Here is an 18,937-nt window from a genome sequence, read left to right as displayed (position 1 = left end):
TTCTTTCATAATGAAAAAAGAACCTTTTTAGGCTCTTTCATTAGATATTATCCATTCTTTTTCTCACTCTCTTACTAAGCTTAAAGCCGAATCTATTTATATACTCTTCGTTTTTCACCATTATTTGATATGCCTCTATGATTGGCAAGGTACGAATCAAGATATAGACACCTACAGCTATCAAAACTACACAAACTGGATAGTAGGCAATTAAACCTGAGGCTATATGTTTTCTTTCAAGAAGAAAAGGAATTACGCCTGCTACAATAGAACAAACTCCAACGACCATGATAGCAGCATACCTTCTTTTAATATCTTTATATCTCGCTGTCAGCTCTTTATGATGATTTTGATCAAAAATCAGAGCCTCTTTCTTGAGTACCTTATATTTATCTTCTTCCGTAATCATTCCTGTCACAATAACTCCAATGCCGAGTACTGCTATAATAATGATAAGGAGTGTATAAATAGCTGGTTCTTGTTTAAAAACCAAATAAGGGACTGTGGAAAAAATAAGCATGCTCAGTCCGAAAGATACATACTTGAAAACTTTGCGTTGATGCAATAAAAAGCCGTCTGCCATTTCTCTGCTTACATAATATCCTTCTTTGTTATCGGGATGAGGTTCAGCAGAGTCTTTTAACAAATAATCAATTGATACTTCGAAAATGTTTCCAATCATTAGAAGCTTTTCTGTTTCAGGAAACCCTTGCCCATTTTCCCACTTACTAATCGCCTGCCTTGTCGTGTTTACTTTCTCTGCTAAAGCTTCCTGTGACAGACCCTTTTTTTTTCGCAGCTTAAAAAGTTTTTCACCAAATGTCATATTTAAGAACTCCTTTACTTTGATGACTACATTGTATGAAAACAGCGCTCTCCGTTCTATCTTCCAGCAAATGCACTTTGTCAACTTACGGTTGCAACGGTGTTAAACCGTGTGTTTTATCCCTATTATGATTATGTCTTTGATAAGTAAATGTTTTCAAAATTAAACACCTAATTCCTTTTCCTTCTTAAGTATAGATAAACAATAAATTCTTTTCCACTTTTTATTTACCCTATAATACTTGTAATTCCTAATTATTTAATGCGTCCAAAAGATACAAGGTGCTCTCTCCAGTAACCTGATTTCAGATCAGAATATTCGATTCCACTGTCATTTGAATTAAACATTCTTCCATTGCCTACATAGATGCCGGCGTGAGTAATGGCTTTTCCTTCATATGTGCCGCCAAAGAACACCAAGTCGCCCGCAGTCGCTTCTTTTTCACTTATTTTCTTTGTTGCCCCATGTTGTTCCTGTGCTGTTCTTGGAAGAGTAATTCCGGCATTGGCGAAAGACCACTGAACAAGGCCTGAACAATCAAATCCAGTTTTCGGGTTTGAACCACCCCAGGCATACGGTTGCCCTTCATATTTCAAAGCTTCTTTCATAACCGTTTCATAGAAATCCATAGAACCATTAACAGGCTTCACATTTTTATCAAAGCCTTTCACATACCTCATGACATGGTCAACATAACTTGGGTCACCGTAGCTTTTCCAGCCCATTTTAAAAGCTTGCAATCGGCTGAAATCAAGTGCCAATTTCTTTGTGTATTTCCCACCATTCTTTTTCACATAGTCTATAAATCCAGAACCAAAGTTGTATCCCTGTAAGGTTAAACGAACATCACCGCCAGTCTGGTTAAAAACCTTCTTAAAATGTTTAATGCCTACTTCAATCGAACGTTCTGGGCCAGTTATGGAGTTGGGAGTAAGCCGATACTTTCGGAACCTTGCATGATATCTAAAGAACGCCCACCAATTTCTTGCATGGTGAGCGCCATAATAATATTCACTTGGTCAAAAACGCCTTCTTGACGGGCATATTTCTCAAATACTGCTCTAAATCGTTCCACTTCCGGGGCAATTCCAACTGTTTCATATTCGCCATCCCCACCGCCTATAAAATCGTCCCCGACTTGATTTTCTCTTGAAATCGTCATTCAATCAAAACAACAATCGATGTTTATGGTCATCTCTTTCCTAATAAACAAAAAGAAACTGCTGATAAGCTGGATGAATTATTCTAACAAGTGGAGTAAAAAGGAGTAAACCTTAAAAATAAAAGAGAGCATAAAAAAATACCAGGGGTCTACAACCCTTGGTATCATTGAGATGCGGCCGAGAGGACTTGAACCTCCACGGGTTATTCACCCACTAGGCCCTCAACCTAGCGCGTCTGCCATTCCGCCACGACCGCGTGCTATGAAGCTGTCTTTCCACTAAGCATATAAGCTAGTGATGATGATCAGCACTTTGAAAAGAAAGTGCGGGTGAAGGGACTCGAACCCCCACGTCGTAAGACACTAGATCCTAAGTCTAGCGCGTCTGCCAATTCCGCCACACCCGCGTGACAAGTGGTGAGCCATGAAGGACTCGAACCTTCGACCCTCTGATTAAAAGTCAGATGCTCTACCAACTGAGCTAATGGCTCGCTCTAAAAGTGATTCAAAATTTTTAAATAAAATGGCTGGGCTAGCTGGATTCGAACCAACGCATGACGGAGTCAAAGTCCGTTGCCTTACCGCTTGGCTATAGCCCAACGAAGGTAAATGGTGACCCGTACGGGATTCGAACCCGTGTTACCGCCGTGAAAGGGCGGTGTCTTAACCGCTTGACCAACGGGCCGTCTGGTTGAGAACTTATCTGGCGGAGAAGGAGGGATTTGAACCCTCGCGCCGCTTACGCGACCTACACCCTTAGCAGGGGCGCCTCTTCAGCCACTTGAGTACTTCTCCATATGGCTCCACAGGCAGGATTCGAACCTGCGACCGATCGGTTAACAGCCGATAGCTCTACCACTGAGCTACTGTGGAATAATCAGACTTTCTTCATTATAAATGATGCGACATATTGTGTCAAGAAGCAACATTTATTTTTTTTGAGAAAGTGTCGTTGTTTCTCAACGACTTTTATAATTTAACATAGAACATTAAAGTGAGTCAAGCCTTTTTAAAAAATTCTTTTGATTTTCCCTCTGCATTTTCCGCAGGCATATCTTTCCGGGTTCATTGCCCGCTTCTTTATATACTGTTGGCCGCAGGCCGCGCATCTATACATATATGTTTTCTTTTGTGTCTTTTTGGTTTGCAGCGGCGTGCAGAATCTCGGCGCTCCGACTTTCTGAAGCAGTTCTCTGAAGTCCTTGTCTCTGTGCTTGTACCCTTTTCCTTCAAGGTGAAGGTGGTAATGGCACAGCTCGTGTTTAATGATTCCTTCCAGCTCGCTCTGACCGTGTTCGAGAAGATATTTTCGGTTTAATTCGATGTTATGGGAAGACAGCATGTACCGCCCGCCTGTCGTTTTCAGCCGGTCATTGAAAAAGGCCCGGTGACGGAACGGCTTTCCGAAATCTTGTGCAGAGATGTCTTCCGTCAGCTTTTGAAGTTGTTCGTTATCCATATGTGCACCCCGCTTTAAAAACATTGAACGGGACAATTCACCGTTCGCATACAATGAGTTAAAACCGACCTCTAACTAAAAGCTGAGGAGGAATGAGCCATGCCGAATTGGCTGATGAAACAAATGCAAAAAGCGTTTTTAGAAAAGGACAATTACCAAATCAAACTGCTGAACCAGTGCTGGTATTTCTACAGAAAAAAACACTGCTCGTAAGCAGTGCTTTTATTTTACCATAGACAGCGACACTCTGCCTTTTTGCACGTCCACGCCTTCGACCCATACGGTGACGATGTCCCCGACCGATACGATGTCGAGAGGATGTTTGACGTATTGATTGCTCAGTTTTGAAATGTGCACAAGCCCGTCCTGCTTGACGCCGATATCGACGAAAGCGCCGAAGTCTACAACGTTGCGGACGGTGCCCTGCAATTCCATTCCTTCCTTTAAATCCTCAAGCTGCAGAACGTCTTTTTTCAGCAAAGGCTTCGGCACTTCGTCACGAGGATCTCGCTCCGGCCTTGTCAGCTGCCCGCAAATATCCGCAAGCGTAATTTCCCCTATACCAAGCTCTTCAGCCGTTTCAGACAGCGGCAATGCGCTTATTTTCTCTTTTGCGTCCGCGCTTCCGATCTGATCCGCAGTGAGCTGCAGTTTTTTGAGCAGCGCCTTTGTCTCTTTATAGCTTTCCGGGTGTATTCCGGTGCGGTCGAGCGGCTCCGGTCCTCCGGGCACTCTCAAAAAGCCGATGCACTGTTCATATGTTTTTGCGCCGAGACGCGGGATTTCTTTCAGCTCTTTGCGATTTGTAAATTTTCCGAGCCCTTCCCTTTTTTTAACGATATTACCGGCAACGGTTTTGGATAACCCGGCTACATATTGAAGCAGCGCGGCTGATGCTGTATTGACATTCACCCCGACTTGGTTGACGACGGTCTCTACGACAAAACGGAGTGATTCATTTAAATGCTTTTGGCTGACATCATGCTGGTATTGCCCGACGCCGACGGATTTAGGATCAATTTTTACAAGCTCGGCCAGCGGGTCCTGCAACCTCCGCGCGATGGAGACGGCGCTGCGCTCTTCGACCTGAAAATCCGGAAATTCTTCACGGGCGATTTCTGACGCGGAATACACGCTTGCTCCGGCCTCATTGACGATGACATAATAAATGTCCCGCTCTGTTTCTTTCAGCACATCAACGACGAATTGCTCTGTCTCCCGTGATGCCGTGCCGTTTCCGATCGCCACAACCTCGACTTCGTACCGGTCCAGCAATTCTTTGATTTTTTTTCGGGCTTCCGCTGTCTTTTTTACAGGAGCGTGCGGGTAAATGACGTCGATTTTCAACACTTTTCCCGTCTCATCAACAACTGCCAGTTTGCACCCCGTACGGAAGGCCGGATCGACGCCGAGCACAACTTTCCCCTTCATCGGCGGCTGCAGCAGGAGCTTACGCAGGTTTTCAGCGAAAATATGAATCGCCTGCGCGTCTGCTTTTTCTGACAGCTCTTTGCGGATATCGCGCTCAATAGCCGGCTGGATCAGGCGTTTGTACCCGTCCTCAATGGCTTCTTTCAGCGTTTCTTTCACAGGCGTTTCACGGTGTTTGATGATTTGCTTTTCTAAATAAGCTTTTATCTGATCGGCGGGCGGTTCGATCGCAATCTTTAAAATGCCTTCTTTTTCACCGCGGTTCATCGCAAGCACTCTGTGAGGAACGACCTTTTGGATCGGCTCTTCGTACTCGTAGTACATTTCATAGACGTTTTTCTCGTCATCTGCGGCTGACTTGCCTGTTGCGGAAGTGAGAATTCCTTTTTTATACGTTTCCTGGCGAATCCACTTTCTGAAATGAGGATCATCCGAGATTTGTTCGGCTATGATGTGCTTCGCGCCTTCGATGGCTTCCTCTCTTGAAGCGACTTCTTTTTCTGCACTGATATATTGATCAGCGATGTCGTGAAGGCGGTTTTCTTTCGGGAGAGAAAGAATATAGTCCGCAAGCGGTTCAAGGCCTTTGCTTTTGGCGACGGTGGCTTTTGTTTTCCGTTTTTGTTTGAAGGGACGGTATAAATCCTCGACTTCCTGAAGCTTGACCGCTTGTTCGATTTTTTGCTTCAGCCCTTCCGTCAGCTTGTCCTGCTCAGAGATCAATCTGATGACTTCTTCTTTCCGCTGCGTCAGGTTTTGTATGTATTGCCACCGCTCGGAGATTGCCTGAATCTGCACCTCGTCCATTGAGCCGGTCTGCTCTTTTCGGTACCGCGCAATAAACGGGACGGTATTGCCGTCTTCCAGCAGGCGGATGACACTTTCGACATGTTTTTGGGATAACGCTGTTTCTTCAGCAATTTGTTTTTTCAAAAGGGCTAACGTTTCCATATCACAAAAGCCTCCATCTCTTCATTCTTTCTCTAGTGTATCAAAAAACGGCGGAACATAAAAAAAGCAGCCTTACGATAAAAGCTGCCCTAGAATATAGGTCAAATCATCACGTCTGGATGTTGTGTACGGATGAAGTGATTTTGATATATCTTCTATTGAGTGTCCCTGCTTTAAGCAGGTGCGGATATGCGGAACCTCAAGCCCATCCGTGTAGATGATGAACCTCGCCCCTTTTTCGTATGATGACGTATACGTTTTGTATCTTTGCGGTTTGCCTGAGAGGTAACCCGAAATCGGCAGCGGATGAAAGACTTCGCCTGATGGGGAGTGCAGGAAGAAACGGACATTGCCGATCGAGCAGTATGTCAATTCCCTTTTGATGAAATTGATTTTTAAGATGGAGGCAGTCGCCCCTCTTTTGTTTTTCATCGCTTGATTGCAGCGCTCAATGATGCTCTCCACATCCTCATCCGCATACGTTTCCACGATGTCTTTAATGGCTGACGAGGATTCGTTGGCAAGAGATCCGCTGCCGAGACCGTCCGCTACCGCGCAAACTAATTCTTCTTCATTCGCCTTCATAAAAAAGCTGTCGCCGCATATGGACTTGCCTTCTTTATTTAATTGGTATACAAGAGTTTGAACATGTTCATTTTCTTCAACCTGAATCATTACATTAGCTCCATGGAGGGATCTCCAATCAAGGCCTCTCTCAGTTTTTTCACCGCTTTCCGCTGCAGGCGCGAGACGTGCATTTGAGATATTCCGAGAATGTCCCCTGTTTCTTTTTGGCTTTTATTTTGCACAAATGTTAGATCGATAATCTGTTTTTCGCGGTCGGACAGCACATGAAGCACGCTTTTGATCATCATCTGCTGGTTGACGCGTTCGTATCCTTCCTCCTGCGACCCGACGATATCTAAAATCGTGACGGTGCTTCCGTCCGCATCCGCTTCGATGCTGTGATCGACAGACAGCGCCTGATAGCTTTTTCCCATCTCCATCGTTTCAAGCACTTCCTCTTCTGACACATCGAGAAAGGCTGCGATTTCTTCGACTTTCGGCGACCGCTGCGTCTCTGTCGTCAGCTGATCCACCGCCATTTTAATGCGCGGCCCGAGTTCTTTAATCCGTCTCGGGACGTGTACGCTCCATGTTTTATCTCTGAGGAAGCGTTTGATCTCGCCGATGATGGTCGGAATCGCAAATGCTTCAAAGGATTTGCCGACCTCGGGATCATACCGTTTAATGGCTCCGAGAAGTCCGATCATCCCGACCTGGCGGAGGTCTTCATGAAAGCTTTTTCCTTTTGAATATTTCTTTGCCAGCATTTCGACGAGATTGGTATACACCTCGACGAGTGTTTCCTGGGCTTCTTTATTATCATGTGTTTGAAAGTCGCGTATGAGCCGATCAACTTCATCTTTAGTTAGTTTCGTAGTTTTTGATGGTTGTGCCATGATCAACTCGCTCCCCATTTAAATACTTTGTCATCGCCACGGTTACGCCAGAGTTGCTTTGAACTTTGACTTCATCCATGAGCGTTTCCATTAAATACAGACCGAGCCCTCCTTCTGACAATTGATCGACTGTGTGCGAAGGTGTGTACGGCCCGAGATCCTGCTGCTTCTGATCAAAATCAAAGCTGTCTCCCTGATCGGCGACAATGACCTCCAGCCGATCCTCAAACACACCGAACCGCACGGATACTTCTCCCTTATTTTCATCGTTGTATGCATGCTGGACAGCGTTTGTACAAGCTTCGCTGACAGCGATTTTTAAATCTTCAATGTCATCATAAGTATAGCCCATTCTGCTTGCGACCCCTGATAACGTAAGCCTGACGATTCCTACATATTCCGGTTCGGCCGGAATTTTCATCTCTATATAATCAACTGATGTACTCATTGCACGCCACCTTCTGACTTTGCCGAAATGTCGATGATGTCCTTAAGCCCCGTAATTTCAAACAGACGGACGAGCCGGTCGGAAAGATTCTCAAGCTTCAGAGAGCCGCCTTCCTTGCTCACCGTTTTAAACACGCCTACAAAAACGCCTAAACCCGTACTGTCCATATAATTTACATCTTTTAAGCAGATTCTCATGTCCTTCCCCTCGTTTGCCAGGGGCATCAGCTTTTCACGAACCACCGGAGCTGAGTATACATCGATTTCTCCAGCGATATTGATTTGTATATCTGAAAGATTCTCGATCATATCTACCGTTAAATTCATCGTATCACCTCTGAAAGTTATCCTTACTCGTGCTAATGGCTTTTTACCCGTGCTGCTGTTTTTTTAAACCTTTCTTTTCAAAACAATTAACGTAAAATCGTCATGAAGCTGAAAGTCCTGGAGTCTCAGCAGGCTGTCGTAAATATTTTTGACCATATCCTGCGCGGAGCAGTCCATATGTTCTTCCAGCATGCGCTGAATGTCGCTGCGTTCTAAGAAACCGTTTTCGGTACGGCATTCGGTGACGCCGTCAGAAAAAAGAACGATCATGTCTCCTTCGTCCATGTGCTGTTCATATTGGCTGTAATCAAAATCCTGAGAAATTCCCAGCACCAATCCTTTTGCCTCCAGATCATAAAACTTTTTTTCTTTTTCAGAGTAGTAGAAGCCCGGTTCATGCCCCGCAGAGGCATATGTAAATTGGTGATTTTTCGTATTGTAGTTTGCGTAAAACATGGTGATAAACATGCTTGAGTCCACGTTCTGTTCTACAACGCGGTTAAGATTTTTCAGCACTTGGGAGGGGTGAATGCCGGTCTCCGGAAGAGAGTCCATGGCATACTTGATCATCGACATGCACAATGCGGCGGGTATTCCTTTTCCGATGACATCGGCTATCGCGATGTTAATCGATTCCTTGTCTTTGACAAAGTGATAATAGTCCCCGCTCATTTGTTTGGCGGGGACGCTGATTGCCCCGATATCCAGGTCTTCTTCTTCAGGAATTTTTGTGCCAAGCAGCGTCTGCTGAACATTTGCGGCAATTTCAATTTCTGAACGAAGCTCCTGCTGGATATCTCTCAGACTTTGATGTTCCTGATAAGCCATCCCGTAGCCAATCATGACTTCTATTAAAAAATCCAGCGAATGAAAAACATCTTCCGGCAGATCCGGATACAGTTCCTTTACTACTTTTCGGTGGATGCTGATGATCTCCTCCGGAGGAACCTGATGTTCAATCGTTTTTCGGCTGAATTTTTGGGCTTGATATAAAGATGTTTCTGTTAATTCGGCTATATATCGGCTAAGCAGCTGATGATACCGCTGCTCTATAACCTCCCTGAAATCCACGTTCTAACCTCCTACCGAAGCCATTTCACGGCTTGAATCTCTGTTCCTTCCTCTGCAACAGATTGCAGGCTGAATTCGTCCATCAGCCTTTTGACGCCCGGAAGGCCCGCTCCCAGTCCGCCTGACGTTGAAAAGCCGTCTTCCATCACTTTACGGATGTCGGGGATTCCGGGTCCTTTGTCTTCTGCTATAATTTTAAGGCCTTTTTTCCCTCTGTCGTTTACTTGTTCTATGCTGACCTGGCCCTTGCCTGCATATAAGTAAATGTTTCTGGCCAATTCTGAGATAGCCGTCGTGATTCTGGCCTGGTCCACCGTGCCGAAGCCTAATTCCTTCGCAACGTTGCGGCCAAGCTGTCTGGCGGCTACGATATCCCATTCTGTCATGATTTTCACACAGGATTGGTCGTTCATCGCTATTCCCCCAATTCCCGCTTCAATGTCTCAAGCCCTTGCTCTAAATCGAGCGCTGTTTCGATTTCCTCAAGTGAGATTCCGAGTTCAATCAATGTGACCGCCACAGCCGGCTGAATTCCCGTCAATACGACATTTGCGCCCATCAATTTAGACATGGTGATGACATCGCCGAGCACTTTCGCGATAAATGAATCGATCATGTCAACGGATGTCAGGTCAATGACGACCCCGTTTGCGCCGGTTTCATAGATTTTGTTCAGCAGATCTTCTTGAAAATGCAAAGCTGTCTGGTCGTCAAGTTCCCATTGGATGGATACCAATAAGCAGTTATACAGTTTCAGGATCGGGATTTTTGGATGTCTCACAATGTTATTCCCCCAATGAAACGATTTTTCGATTTGTCATTTCAAGCGCTGTTTGAATTCCTTTTTGAAGGGTATTCTTCGTAATAACCTGCGACAAATCAATTCCCAGATTAACGATCGTCTGCGCGATTTCCGGACGGATTCCGACGAGCAGGCATTTCGCGCCGACAAGCCGCACCGCTTCCGATGCCTGGATAATATGGTGCGCCACCATCGTATCAACGACCGGCACGCCCGTGATATCAATTAATACAACCTGTGAACGGTGCTTCACGACGCCGTTTAACAGATTTTCCATAATGTGCTTTGCACGCTCCGTATCAATCGTCCCGACAAGCGGCATGACCGTTACATGCTCAAATACCGGGATCAGCGGAGCCGACAATTCCTGAAGCGCGATTTTTTGCAAAGTAACCGTTTTTTCCCAGGAGATAGAATACTGATTTAAGATTTCCGTGTTGATCGGATTGAAAAAGCTGTCTATTTCCAAAATCAAATCTGCTCTGTCCTGATCGGCCATATTAAGGTCGACCATCGTTTCGTAAAGCAGTTTCCAAAACTCTGACAGGGTGGCTGAAAGAAGTTTCAGTGACAGGCCGAGCTGAACGGCGCGCAGTGCGAGTTCACTGATCTGCTCTTCCGTGGCCTCGTCATTTTTAGTCGATAATAAAAGAATGTCTATATAGTCTTTACAAATATTTTCACATATGTGATTCGTAAGCTGATAGTCTTCCTGATTGCCTACTTCTTTTAGTTTGGCTGTCCAAGTATCAAGCAGTTCATCATGCTGATCAATGATGAACTGATACACTTTCTGATTCGACATGGGTTTCACTGACCTCCCGACACAAAACAACAAATTTTGTTTGATTATCTCTTTATTATAGCGCTTATGTTTTTCGAAAACAAAAAAAGTTGCTCTTTATGAGCAACCAAAATATGACTAAAAATCAATGAGTGCCAAACTGATTTGCAGGGCTTCATCAACCTTATCCATCATTTCATCATCCAGATGAGTTATTTTATCCGTTAATCTTTGCTTGTCAATCGTCCGAATTTGCTCCAGCAAAATAACGGAATCTCTTTCAAAACCGTAGCGTTTTGCATCAATTTCGACGTGGGTTGGTAATTTCGCTTTCTGTATTTGGGCTGTTATGGCTGCAACAATAGCAGTCGGGCTAAAGCGATTTCCGATATCATTTTGGATCACTAAAACCGGGCGTACGCCGCCTTGCTCTGAGCCAACAACAGGAGATAAATCAGCAAAATAAACATCGCCGCGCTTTACAATCAAAATGATTATCCTCCGCTGACTAAGCGCTCAACGGTCGTTTCTGCTTCGCACTCAGCATAGTGAGCCTCAGAAGAGATATTCAAGTTGATTTTCGCCATTTCCATATACCCGCGTCTCATCAAATCACGGTTATGGCGAGTTGTCCGTTCGCTGACATACGCTCTCACTGCTTGTGATATCAGTTCGTTTCTGCTTCGTTTCTCCCGCATCGCTACACCATCCAATTCAGCTACTAAGTTTTCGGGCAAGCTGATTTTCATTTCGGTTCTTGCGCTGGATTCAGACAAAAAACATACACCTCCACCAAACTTACGGATACGACCAATACATCCATCCAGACATAATGATACCATTATTCAAACGTCAAGCAAAGCTGTTTTATAAATTCTCTTTTTCCGGATGACGGCTACTTGTTTGTATTATCTTGCAGTAAAGGATTTCTTACTTCCATTATACTCTCATTTTCCAAAAACATACGGGGAACGCGGGAACTAATGGTACAAGGGACCTCGTAATTAATCGTCTCAAGCCGCCCTGCGATTTCATCCATCGTGATCGTTTCTTCCTTCTGGCTGCCGATCAGGGTGACTTTGGTGCCCGGCGGATAAGATTGATCTAATTCGACCATCAATTGATCCATGCAGATTCTTCCCGCGATGTTCATCCGTTTGCCTCCGATCAGCACAGACGTGCCGCTCAGCTTGCGGAGCCACCCGTCCGCATAGCCGATGGGAACCGTTCCGATCCATTGATCCTTCTCTGCCGTATATGTTGCGCCGTAGCTGACGCTTTCCCCTTTGCGGATCTTTTTCACATGGGATAAAACAGAGTGCAGCGCAAAAGCCGGCTTTAATTGAAACGGAATTTCGCTTTGGATGTCAGCAGAAGGACGAAGCCCGTACATACTGATGCCGAAACGAACCGCGTTAAAAAAGCCTTTTTTAAGACGAAGTCCGGCAGCGCTGTTCGCGCAGTGCACCATCAATTCTTTTAAAGGAAGCGGAGCGATCAATTTTTTAAAGCGGTCAAACTGGAAGAGGAAATAATCTCTGTTTTTCTCATCCGCGGTAGCAAAATGGGTGAATACGCCTTTACAGACTAAACCGGGATTTTGACCGAGGATTTTTAACACGCTTTGGATTTCTTCCTCCGTTTTGACTCCGAGTCTGTTCATGCCGGTGTCGACTTTCAGGTGGAACGGCACTGTTGCACTTCCGAGGTGGCGCGCGGCTTCCTGAAGCCATTCAACAGAATATCCCGTGAGTGTTACGTCATACTCGGCAGCTGCTTGTACATATTCGGGCGGCACGGCGCCAAGCACGAGAATCGGCGCTGTAATGCCCCGTTTTCTCAATGAAATCGCTTCATCCAGTATGGCTACGGCAAGACAAGAGGCACCCGCTTCAAGCGCGGCTTTCCCAACTTCCAAATCTCCGTGGCCGTAAGCGTTCGCCTTTACAACCGCCATGAGATGGACGTTTTGCCCGATGTGTTTTTTCATATGCGTGACATTTTCTTTAATCGCGGACAGGTTGATTTCCGCCCACGTTTCTCTGTAAAAGGATGCTGTGTTCATTCGATACACTTCCTAGCATTATTTTCAATTCATATTGTTATTATCATACTAAAATTATTCTGCAAAGTGAAATGGAATCAAAAAAGAGACCGACAGCGGCGGCCTCTTTTTTGACGTTATTTTGACGACTGTCCCTGCATGCTTTTGGCGGCGGCCACCATTTCATCTTTTGTCAGATCCTGTGATGACAGAAGATAATCCACTCCGTCATATGTCCACGTTAAAGACGTATCAGATAATGCGGCCACCGTGAAGCCGAGATTAACCGGTTCGCCTTTCAGCGTGACGGCAGAGGCGGCTTTTGCGATATGGGCTTTTTCTTGAATAAGGGTGAATGATTTTTCTCCGCCGTAAGTCATGACGATCCGTTTGCCGTCCGCCGTTGAAATATCTTTCTCTTCAAGCTTTTTGACGCCGGCCGGCACTTGAAGCGGTGTTTTGACCGCAAATGAATCAGACGGTTTGGCGCTTGTGGCGACGTCCATCTGGGAAAGCGTCATATTTTTCTTCTCGTCAAAAGAGTCTTTATCAAACGGCTTGTTGAATTCAAAGCTTTTGAATTCGACTTTTACCATCACTTTCCGGTCTGTATCCATGACTTTGACGAGCGATGGGCTCATGTCCTTTTTGTTGAAAGTGATTTCCTGAGTCGGCAGCATTTTGTTGTGCTGATAGTTTGTTTTTGTTTCAAACGTGTACTTTTTATCTTTGGCGGAATAGACGGCGTCTTTGTCATGCTGCACGTCCTTTACAAGTGACTCAAACAAATATACTTGGCTGCTGTTATTCGGCCAGTCGCTTTGGAAGCGGAAGCTCTTATTTAGAGACGGCGTGAGGACAAAGACTCCGTTGGCGTTCCGTAAGATGACTTGGTTTTGGTCTTTTTTCGGATTTTCCAAATAGACCCGGTACAGGGAAGGTTTTTTATGCCAGATTTCCACATTGTATACTTGCGGATCACTCCCCGTTTCGATGGTCATTTTGGCTTTCGCTTTGTACGAGGTGTATTCTTTCGCCTTCTTATCTAAACCGTTCACGATATCTTCCTGTGATTTTTGGCCGCAGGCCGAAAGAATAAGGACGGCAAGCAGTCCCGTTAAAAGCAAAACAAAGCTTTTTCTCACCTTTTTTCAACCCCTTCTTCTCAATTGATGTAAAGGGAAGAAATCGCTTGTTTGACTTTAACGGTACGCCCTGAACGGACGGACGCGTACCATAAAAGCCTCAAACAACTTGTCTCCCTTAATGCACTATCAAATATATGAAGGGGTTCCGGCTAATATGCAGACTAGCGTGACAACCTTTCAATCACGACCTGTGCCGCGGCGTATTCTTTTGTATGGGTAATGGAGACGTGAACCGCCGCGCCGTCAAGCTTGGCGCAGGCCAGCACAGGCTTTCCCGCCGTGTCGTTTCCGGTTTCAATATCCTGAAAGCTGAGCTCTTTGCCGATACCTGTGCCGTATGCTTTCGAAAAAGCTTCTTTTGCCGCAAATCTTCCCGCGAGAAATTCAATTTTCCTTTTGTCCGACAGCAATGTAAAACGGGCGTATTCAGCCTCCGTCAATATTCTTTGCGGAAACCTCGCCTGCCGGCTGAGCATGTTTTCAATTCTGTGCAGTTCAACGATGTCGATTCCGATTCCGAAAATCATGTGAATTCCTCCTAAAAGTCCGTACTAAAAAACGGTTTATGTCATAAACGTGTTACTATATATGTAACAAATCAGATGCAAAGGGGCTTGCGATGTTTATACGAACGGAAAATTTCCAGACTTTTATCAGACGTTATCCGGCCGTCAGCTGTATCTTGGCGCTGCAGGCGTTCTTGTGGCTGTTTTTCAGTATGCCGCTTCATTCCGTCATGATGTGGTCAGATGCTGTGACCGGCTATAATTACGGCGTTTCCTCGGGAGAATGGTGGCGGCTGGTGACACCGATGTTTTTACACGCGAATTTCACTCACCTTTTGTTTAACTCCATGTCTCTCTTTTTATTCGCGCCCCCGCTTGAGCAGATGCTCGGAAAAGTCCGTTTTCTGATTGTGTACATCGCATCGGGCATCATCGGCAATATCGGCACGTATCTTGCCGAACCGCTTGATTATGTGCATGTCGGCGCATCCGGCGCGATCTTCGGACTTTTCGGCGTGTATGTGTTTTTGACTGTTTTCCGCAAGGAGCTGATCGGCCGGGATCAGTCGAAAATGATTATGACCCTGCTTATCATCGCGGTGCTGTCGACGTTTATCAACTCTAATATTAACATTATGGCGCATTTGTTCGGACTGGCAGGCGGATTTTTGCTTTCCTTTTTATGCGTGCAGCAAAAAAAGCGGCGGTATTAACCGTCCGCTTTTTCATATGAATACCAGCGCCCGATGCGTTCGGCATCTTCCTCGCTGACATCCTTCAGCATGACATGCTCCATGTGGTGAGCTGATTTCACTGCGGTAGCCACAGATGCGAGCCGCCTTCTTTTTTGCAGAAAGGAGCGGCTGACTTCAAACATCTGCATTCTTCTTCTCAGCATTATCGTGGTCGTCTTCCCGATAAGCCTCGTGGTGATCTGAAGCCTGCCGCCGTTTATGCACCATGACGCTGTCCTAAACGAGGCATATCCAAGCACTATTTCGACGGGAAGCACAAGGAGCGATGCATATCCCCACGGTTTAAACAGAATACAAAGCGGGATGATCACGAAAACCGAGAAGATTATGGATCGGAATAAATACCGGCGCAGCGCCCTTTTCGGCAAATGATTCCGGTTTTCTTCCAGCACGTAATCCGGTGTGAAACCGTTCAGCATCACACCGAGCTTTGATTTGCGGATGATCGGAAACAGAATCGTCTGTGCTCCTTCTTTCTCATTCCCCGCACTGCCGGCGCTGACAATCGCAACCGTCGCGTATCCGAATAATTGCCTGATCACATTTTCTTTCATTTTAATGGCTTGGATTTTACGAAGCGGGATCGTCACTTGATGCTTTTCAATAATTCCTCTGGTAATGACCAATTCGTGTTCTTTTTTTTCTATCTTAAAGTTGGCATGCTTGATCATCATACCGGCGATGCTTAACAGCCAGGCGATGAACAATCCTATGAAAATGATCACGGCGTATATGCCGATGCTCGCATGCTTGAGAAAGGAGAACCTGTCATAGAGCCAGTCCATCGGAAGTACTTCATCAATCTGAGAAAAGAGGGCGAATACTGCTGAGATGATGACACCGATTCCCCCGGATGTTGAGGCGGCCATAAGCAGCTCACCCACAGACAGGCGGTAAACGGATTGCACATCTTCCCCGCGCATCGGCTCCTGCTCTGCTTCGGTCTCCCCTCGTTCTTCTTGCTCCGCTTTTTGCTGAAAAACAGCCACTCTGATCCGTTCCGCCTCTTCCACAGTAATGGCGGATAAGACGGCCTCGGCGTTTTTCCCGTCGCCGGCCGTTTCGATTTGAAGCTTAACAAGCTTAAAAAGCTGCTGAATGATGCCGGCACTCGTATTCATTGATTGAATCCGGTCAATGGAGATGTATCTCTTTTTCGTAAAAAACAAGCCTTCTTCAATTCTGAATTCTCCGTCCTCAATCCGGTATGTAAACTTTCTCCACTCGATCACACTTGCCGTAATCAGCCAGATAAGCAGGACGGCGAGCGCAATGCCTCCGTAAAAGCGGATGAAGTGGTTGGAATTAACAATATAGACGAGAAAAAATGGCAGAATAATGTTTTTAATGGTTTCGATAATAATATGGAATAAGTTCAAAATCACGGCCGCCGGGTGCAGACGTTTCGGCTCAGACATCATCTTCCGTCACCCTTGCCAGACGGGAAATGGAATCCCTCAGCCGGTCAGCTTCCTCCATATCAAGCGCCGGAATGGAATGAACGGTTGCCGCCGTGGAGATTTTGACTGAGGCCAGACGGTACCTTCTGAGGAGCGGGCCTTGTGAAGTATCTACGTGCTGCACCCTCACCATCGGCACAATGACCCGTTTGACAATAAAAATGCCGGATTGAATATCAATTTCATTTTCATGGACTTCATAGCGCCAGATCCTGTGCCTGATTTTCGGTATGGCATAGACGGATATCACTGAACCGAATATCCAAATGATGCCGAGGACTCCGGTGATCCAATACGGCCAATGGAAGAAATGGCTTAAAACAGCTGCTGCTATAACGGCCAGAAGACAGAAAGCGGACAGGATGATTTCCTGAAGACGCCAGACTTTTAAGCCGCTTGGACTGATTCGATTTTTTGGCTGTGCTCTCAACATAGCTACCTCCCATTTTTTATCATACATACAAATACGGCTGATTTGCAAAAAAGATTCACTTTCCGGCATATCAAAAAAAAGCGGACCCCGTAAAAGGGTCCGCTTCCTGTGTTTTAGTATGATTTTTTCTGGCGTCTGTCACCTGAAGAACGGCGGTCGCTTGAGCGTTTTTTATCGTAGGAAGAACGGTTGTTGGTTTTCCCTTTGCCGCCGCGGTAGCCGCCGCCTTGGCCGTCTCTGCGCTTAGAAGTACGCTGGTTTTTATAGCGTTTGCTGACCATCGGCGCTTCATCAGTGAGGCGTACAGGCGTGCTGTCCGGCTCTTTTGTCGCCATTTTAATGGCTGCAGCCACAACTGTCACTGCATCATGATCTTCTAACAATTCCGCAGCTGCCGTCATGTAGAAGTTCAGGTTGTTTTCGCTGATCGCCGTGCGCAGACGGTCAACCGTCACCTGCTGCTGTCCTTCTAATGCTTCGTCAAGCGTCGGCTCTTTCATGCGGTCCATTTTGCGTTTTGTCGTTTGTTCAATCGCGCGAAGCATGCTTTTCTCTCGCGGTGTGATAAACGTCATCGCCATACCCGTTTTTCCTGCACGGCCCGTTCTTCCGATACGGTGAACGTAGCTTTCAGGATCTTGAGGCACGTCAAAGTTGTAAACGTGGGTAACGCCTGAGATATCAAGTCCGCGGGCGGCAACGTCAGTCGCTACAAGCACTTCGATCGCACCTTCTTTAAATTTACGAAGCGCAACCATACGTTTCGCCTGCGTTAAGTCGCCGTGAATTCCTTCAGCCGCATATCCGCGAAGGTTCAGGGCTTCAGCAAGCTCATCGACACGGCGTTTTGTACGTCCGAATACGATCGCAAGTTCCGGAGACTGAATGTCAAGAAGACGAGTCAGCGTATCGAATTTTTTGCGCTCCTGCACTTCCAAGTAGAACTGCTGAATGTTGGACACAGTCATTTCTTTCGCTTTTACTTTTACGTGTTCCGGCTCAGTCATGAAACGCTCTGCGATCCGTTTGATCGGCGCAGGCATTGTTGCTGAGAATAAGAGCGTTTGGTGGTCGCTCGGCACGTTTGAGAGAATGGATTCAATGTCATCAATGAATCCCATGTTCAGCATTTCATCAGCCTCATCCATGACAACCGTGTTCACGTTGTTTAAACGGATCGTGCGGCGGTTGATATGGTCAAGAAGACGCCCCGGCGTACCTACGATGATATGCGGGTTTTTCTTCAATGCGCGGATCTGACGTCCGATATCCTGGCCGCCGTAAATAGGCAGTACTTTCGCACGCTTATCTTGTCCGATTTTATATAACTCTTCAGATACTTGAATGGCTAATTCACGGGTTGGCGCGATTACGATTGCTTGAATATTAGGAGACTCGGGGTTCATTTTTTCAACAAGGGGTATACCGAACGCAGCTGTTTTACCTGTACCTGTTTGCGCTTGTCCGATGACATCTTTATTTAAAAGTCCGAGCGGAATCGTTTGTGCCTGGATCGGTGTTGCTTCTTCAAATCCCATACGATTGATTGATTTCATGAGATCAGAACTTAATTGGAAATCTTGAAACGTTATAGTCAAATTATTCAAACTCCTTCTGATTGCTGTTTCAGTAATGTCGTGATTTACCACTAAAAACCGCCCTTTCATCCAAAGGACAGGATCATACGTATACAAAGCCCGAATTACTTTACGTTTAATCTTACCATTACACTATGTGTTTTTCAATAAGGCGAGATGGTCAGGCGGCCGGAAGCGGCCTGACCGGATTCTTCCCGCGAACGAGGCCGGCCCCCGCGCCGGACGGGATTTCCCAGCCGGCGGTCTTTCTTTTTCATACGGACAGAATTA

At 45.9% G+C, this 18,937-nt stretch carries 21 protein-coding genes, 7 tRNA genes and 2 pseudogenes; 3 read left to right on the top strand and 27 right to left on the bottom strand.

Translation table 11 applies throughout. The features are described 5' to 3' along the window. Positions 1-40 precede the first annotated feature (40 nt). On the bottom strand, positions 41-826 hold the full coding sequence (locus OQ477_RS17915) for a helix-turn-helix domain-containing protein (RefSeq protein ID WP_265973396.1): 786 nt from the start codon (positions 824-826) through the stop codon (positions 41-43). A 254-nt stretch (positions 827-1,080) separates the two neighbouring features. Beyond that, positions 1,081-1,988 (bottom strand): annotated as a pseudogene (locus OQ477_RS17910) (lysozyme family protein); the annotation flags it as partial. On the opposite strand from OQ477_RS17910, the pseudogene OQ477_RS17905 reads away from it, so the two are divergent. Next, positions 1,989-2,075, top strand: a pseudogene (locus tag OQ477_RS17905) (hypothetical protein); the annotation flags it as partial. It abuts the pseudogene before it with no gap. Positions 2,076-2,161: 86 nt separating this feature from the next. On the opposite strand, the gene OQ477_RS17900 reads toward OQ477_RS17905, so the two are convergent. The 8 genes from OQ477_RS17900 to OQ477_RS17865 form a co-directional block, all read right to left on the bottom strand. After that, positions 2,162-2,245: transfer RNA gene (locus tag OQ477_RS17900), tRNA-Leu, on the bottom strand. 68 nt (positions 2,246-2,313) lie between these two features. Next, a tRNA-Leu gene (locus OQ477_RS17895) sits at positions 2,314-2,395 on the bottom strand. An 8-nt stretch (positions 2,396-2,403) separates the two neighbouring features. Continuing rightward, a tRNA-Lys gene (locus tag OQ477_RS17890) sits at positions 2,404-2,479 on the bottom strand. Between the two features lie 33 nt (positions 2,480-2,512). Then, positions 2,513-2,587: transfer RNA gene (locus OQ477_RS17885), tRNA-Gln, on the bottom strand. Positions 2,588-2,598: 11 nt separating this feature from the next. Further along, positions 2,599-2,673, bottom strand: a tRNA-Glu gene (locus OQ477_RS17880). Between the two features lie 19 nt (positions 2,674-2,692). After that, a tRNA-Ser gene (locus OQ477_RS17875) sits at positions 2,693-2,783 on the bottom strand. 3 nt (positions 2,784-2,786) lie between these two features. Next, a tRNA-Asn gene (locus tag OQ477_RS17870) sits at positions 2,787-2,861 on the bottom strand. A 136-nt stretch (positions 2,862-2,997) separates the two neighbouring features. Next, positions 2,998-3,447, bottom strand: coding sequence for a SprT family protein (locus OQ477_RS17865; protein ID WP_202735240.1), 450 nt, complete (start codon positions 3,445-3,447; stop codon positions 2,998-3,000). A gap of 99 nt (positions 3,448-3,546) precedes the next feature. Here OQ477_RS17865 and cmpA point away from each other — a divergent pair, with 99 nt between their 5' ends. Next, the gene (gene cmpA / locus OQ477_RS17860; protein ID WP_003156164.1) at positions 3,547-3,660 is read left to right on the top strand and encodes a cortex morphogenetic protein CmpA; all 114 of its coding nucleotides are present in this window, start codon (positions 3,547-3,549) and stop codon (positions 3,658-3,660) included. Positions 3,661-3,669: 9 nt separating this feature from the next. On the opposite strand, the gene OQ477_RS17855 is transcribed toward cmpA, so the two are convergent. The 14 genes from OQ477_RS17855 to acpS form a co-directional block, all read right to left on the bottom strand. Beyond that, positions 3,670-5,829 (bottom strand): Tex family protein, encoded by a 2,160-nt coding sequence (locus OQ477_RS17855; protein WP_265973395.1) that lies wholly within the window; start codon positions 5,827-5,829, stop codon positions 3,670-3,672. 72 nt (positions 5,830-5,901) lie between these two features. Beyond that, entirely contained in the window at positions 5,902-6,504 is a 603-nt protein-coding gene (locus OQ477_RS17850) for a PP2C family serine/threonine-protein phosphatase (RefSeq protein ID WP_007410234.1), read from the bottom strand. Further along, positions 6,504-7,292, bottom strand: coding sequence for an RNA polymerase sigma factor SigB (gene sigB / locus OQ477_RS17845; RefSeq protein ID WP_003156171.1), 789 nt, complete (start codon positions 7,290-7,292; stop codon positions 6,504-6,506). Before sigB ends, OQ477_RS17850 begins: the two co-directional genes overlap by 1 nt. Beyond that, entirely contained in the window at positions 7,258-7,740 is a 483-nt protein-coding gene (rsbW, locus tag OQ477_RS17840; RefSeq protein ID WP_007609591.1) for an anti-sigma B factor RsbW, read from the bottom strand. The genes sigB and rsbW overlap by 35 nt, the downstream gene beginning before the upstream one ends. Beyond that, positions 7,737-8,066 (bottom strand): anti-sigma factor antagonist, encoded by a 330-nt coding sequence (locus OQ477_RS17835; RefSeq protein ID WP_265973394.1) that lies wholly within the window; start codon positions 8,064-8,066, stop codon positions 7,737-7,739. Before OQ477_RS17835 ends, rsbW begins: the two co-directional genes overlap by 4 nt. Before the next feature lie 63 nt (positions 8,067-8,129). After that, positions 8,130-9,137 (bottom strand): PP2C family protein-serine/threonine phosphatase, encoded by a 1,008-nt coding sequence (locus OQ477_RS17830; protein ID WP_007609589.1) that lies wholly within the window; start codon positions 9,135-9,137, stop codon positions 8,130-8,132. A gap of 11 nt (positions 9,138-9,148) precedes the next feature. Next, the gene (locus OQ477_RS17825; protein ID WP_003156178.1) at positions 9,149-9,550 is read right to left on the bottom strand and encodes an anti-sigma regulatory factor; all 402 of its coding nucleotides are present in this window, start codon (positions 9,548-9,550) and stop codon (positions 9,149-9,151) included. Between the two features lie 2 nt (positions 9,551-9,552). Further along, positions 9,553-9,918: an RsbT antagonist protein RsbS gene (rsbS, locus tag OQ477_RS17820; protein WP_007609584.1), complete on the bottom strand. Its 366-nt coding sequence runs from the start codon at positions 9,916-9,918 to the stop codon at positions 9,553-9,555. 4 nt (positions 9,919-9,922) lie between these two features. Beyond that, a complete protein-coding gene (locus OQ477_RS17815; RefSeq protein ID WP_003156182.1) occupies positions 9,923-10,744 on the bottom strand; it encodes an STAS domain-containing protein in 822 nt (273 codons plus the stop codon). Positions 10,745-10,861: 117 nt separating this feature from the next. Continuing rightward, positions 10,862-11,212 (bottom strand): type II toxin-antitoxin system endoribonuclease NdoA, encoded by a 351-nt coding sequence (ndoA, locus tag OQ477_RS17810; protein WP_003156187.1) that lies wholly within the window; start codon positions 11,210-11,212, stop codon positions 10,862-10,864. Between the two features lie 5 nt (positions 11,213-11,217). Then, on the bottom strand, positions 11,218-11,499 hold the full coding sequence (gene endB, locus OQ477_RS17805) for a type II toxin-antitoxin system antitoxin EndoAI (protein ID WP_003156188.1): 282 nt from the start codon (positions 11,497-11,499) through the stop codon (positions 11,218-11,220). Between the two features lie 119 nt (positions 11,500-11,618). After that, positions 11,619-12,788: an alanine racemase gene (alr, locus tag OQ477_RS17800; protein WP_265973393.1), complete on the bottom strand. Its 1,170-nt coding sequence runs from the start codon at positions 12,786-12,788 to the stop codon at positions 11,619-11,621. Positions 12,789-12,904: 116 nt separating this feature from the next. Then, a complete protein-coding gene (locus OQ477_RS17795; protein WP_007410230.1) occupies positions 12,905-13,912 on the bottom strand; it encodes a LolA family protein in 1,008 nt (335 codons plus the stop codon). Positions 13,913-14,076: 164 nt separating this feature from the next. Further along, positions 14,077-14,442: a holo-ACP synthase gene (gene acpS, locus OQ477_RS17790; RefSeq protein ID WP_007609580.1), complete on the bottom strand. Its 366-nt coding sequence runs from the start codon at positions 14,440-14,442 to the stop codon at positions 14,077-14,079. Between the two features lie 92 nt (positions 14,443-14,534). Between acpS and OQ477_RS17785 the strand changes: the two genes are divergently transcribed. After that, a complete protein-coding gene (locus OQ477_RS17785) occupies positions 14,535-15,134 on the top strand; it encodes a rhomboid family intramembrane serine protease (protein ID WP_003156193.1) in 600 nt (199 codons plus the stop codon). Here OQ477_RS17785 and OQ477_RS17780 read toward each other — a convergent pair. The 3 genes from OQ477_RS17780 to cshA form a co-directional block, all read right to left on the bottom strand. Beyond that, a complete protein-coding gene (locus tag OQ477_RS17780; protein ID WP_265973392.1) occupies positions 15,131-16,597 on the bottom strand; it encodes a PH domain-containing protein in 1,467 nt (488 codons plus the stop codon). The genes OQ477_RS17785 and OQ477_RS17780 overlap by 4 nt on opposite strands. Beyond that, positions 16,587-17,066, bottom strand: coding sequence for a PH domain-containing protein (locus OQ477_RS17775; RefSeq protein ID WP_007410226.1), 480 nt, complete (start codon positions 17,064-17,066; stop codon positions 16,587-16,589). Before OQ477_RS17775 ends, OQ477_RS17780 begins: the two co-directional genes overlap by 11 nt. Before the next feature lie 116 nt (positions 17,067-17,182). Then, complete coding sequence (gene cshA / locus OQ477_RS17770; RefSeq protein ID WP_015239193.1) at positions 17,183-18,667, bottom strand: degradosome RNA helicase CshA; 1,485 nt, start codon at positions 18,665-18,667, stop codon at positions 17,183-17,185. Positions 18,668-18,937: the final 270 nt, after the last annotated feature.

The organism is Bacillus sp. ChL18 (genome assembly GCF_026241425.1).
Lineage (GTDB): Bacteria > Bacillota > Bacilli > Bacillales > Bacillaceae > Bacillus > Bacillus velezensis.
The sequence above is the reverse complement of the archived record's forward strand: the minus strand, read 5'-3'. Positions and strand labels throughout refer to the sequence as shown.

What these genes read in the sequence shown, in the direction of transcription:
- OQ477_RS17915 (WP_265973396.1), bottom strand. Translation starts at nt 826, where the DNA reads ATGACATTTGGTGAAAAACTTTTTAAGCTGCGAAAAAAAAAGGGTCTG.
- OQ477_RS17865 (WP_202735240.1), bottom strand. Translation starts at nt 3,447, where the DNA reads ATGGATAACGAACAACTTCAAAAGCTGACGGAAGACATCTCTGCACAA.
- cmpA (WP_003156164.1), top strand. Translation starts at nt 3,547, where the DNA reads ATGCCGAATTGGCTGATGAAACAAATGCAAAAAGCGTTTTTAGAAAAG.
- OQ477_RS17855 (WP_265973395.1), bottom strand. Translation starts at nt 5,829, where the DNA reads ATGGAAACGTTAGCCCTTTTGAAAAAACAAATTGCTGAAGAAACAGCG.
- OQ477_RS17850 (WP_007410234.1), bottom strand. Translation starts at nt 6,504, where the DNA reads ATGATTCAGGTTGAAGAAAATGAACATGTTCAAACTCTTGTATACCAA.
- sigB (WP_003156171.1), bottom strand. Translation starts at nt 7,292, where the DNA reads ATGGCACAACCATCAAAAACTACGAAACTAACTAAAGATGAAGTTGAT.
- rsbW (WP_007609591.1), bottom strand. Translation starts at nt 7,740, where the DNA reads ATGAGTACATCAGTTGATTATATAGAGATGAAAATTCCGGCCGAACCG.
- OQ477_RS17835 (WP_265973394.1), bottom strand. Translation starts at nt 8,066, where the DNA reads ATGAATTTAACGGTAGATATGATCGAGAATCTTTCAGATATACAAATC.
- OQ477_RS17825 (WP_003156178.1), bottom strand. Translation starts at nt 9,550, where the DNA reads ATGAACGACCAATCCTGTGTGAAAATCATGACAGAATGGGATATCGTA.
- OQ477_RS17815 (WP_003156182.1), bottom strand. Translation starts at nt 10,744, where the DNA reads ATGTCGAATCAGAAAGTGTATCAGTTCATCATTGATCAGCATGATGAA.
- alr (WP_265973393.1), bottom strand. Translation starts at nt 12,788, where the DNA reads ATGAACACAGCATCCTTTTACAGAGAAACGTGGGCGGAAATCAACCTG.
- acpS (WP_007609580.1), bottom strand. Translation starts at nt 14,442, where the DNA reads ATGATTTTCGGAATCGGAATCGACATCGTTGAACTGCACAGAATTGAA.
- OQ477_RS17785 (WP_003156193.1), top strand. Translation starts at nt 14,535, where the DNA reads ATGTTTATACGAACGGAAAATTTCCAGACTTTTATCAGACGTTATCCG.
- OQ477_RS17780 (WP_265973392.1), bottom strand. Translation starts at nt 16,597, where the DNA reads ATGATGTCTGAGCCGAAACGTCTGCACCCGGCGGCCGTGATTTTGAAC.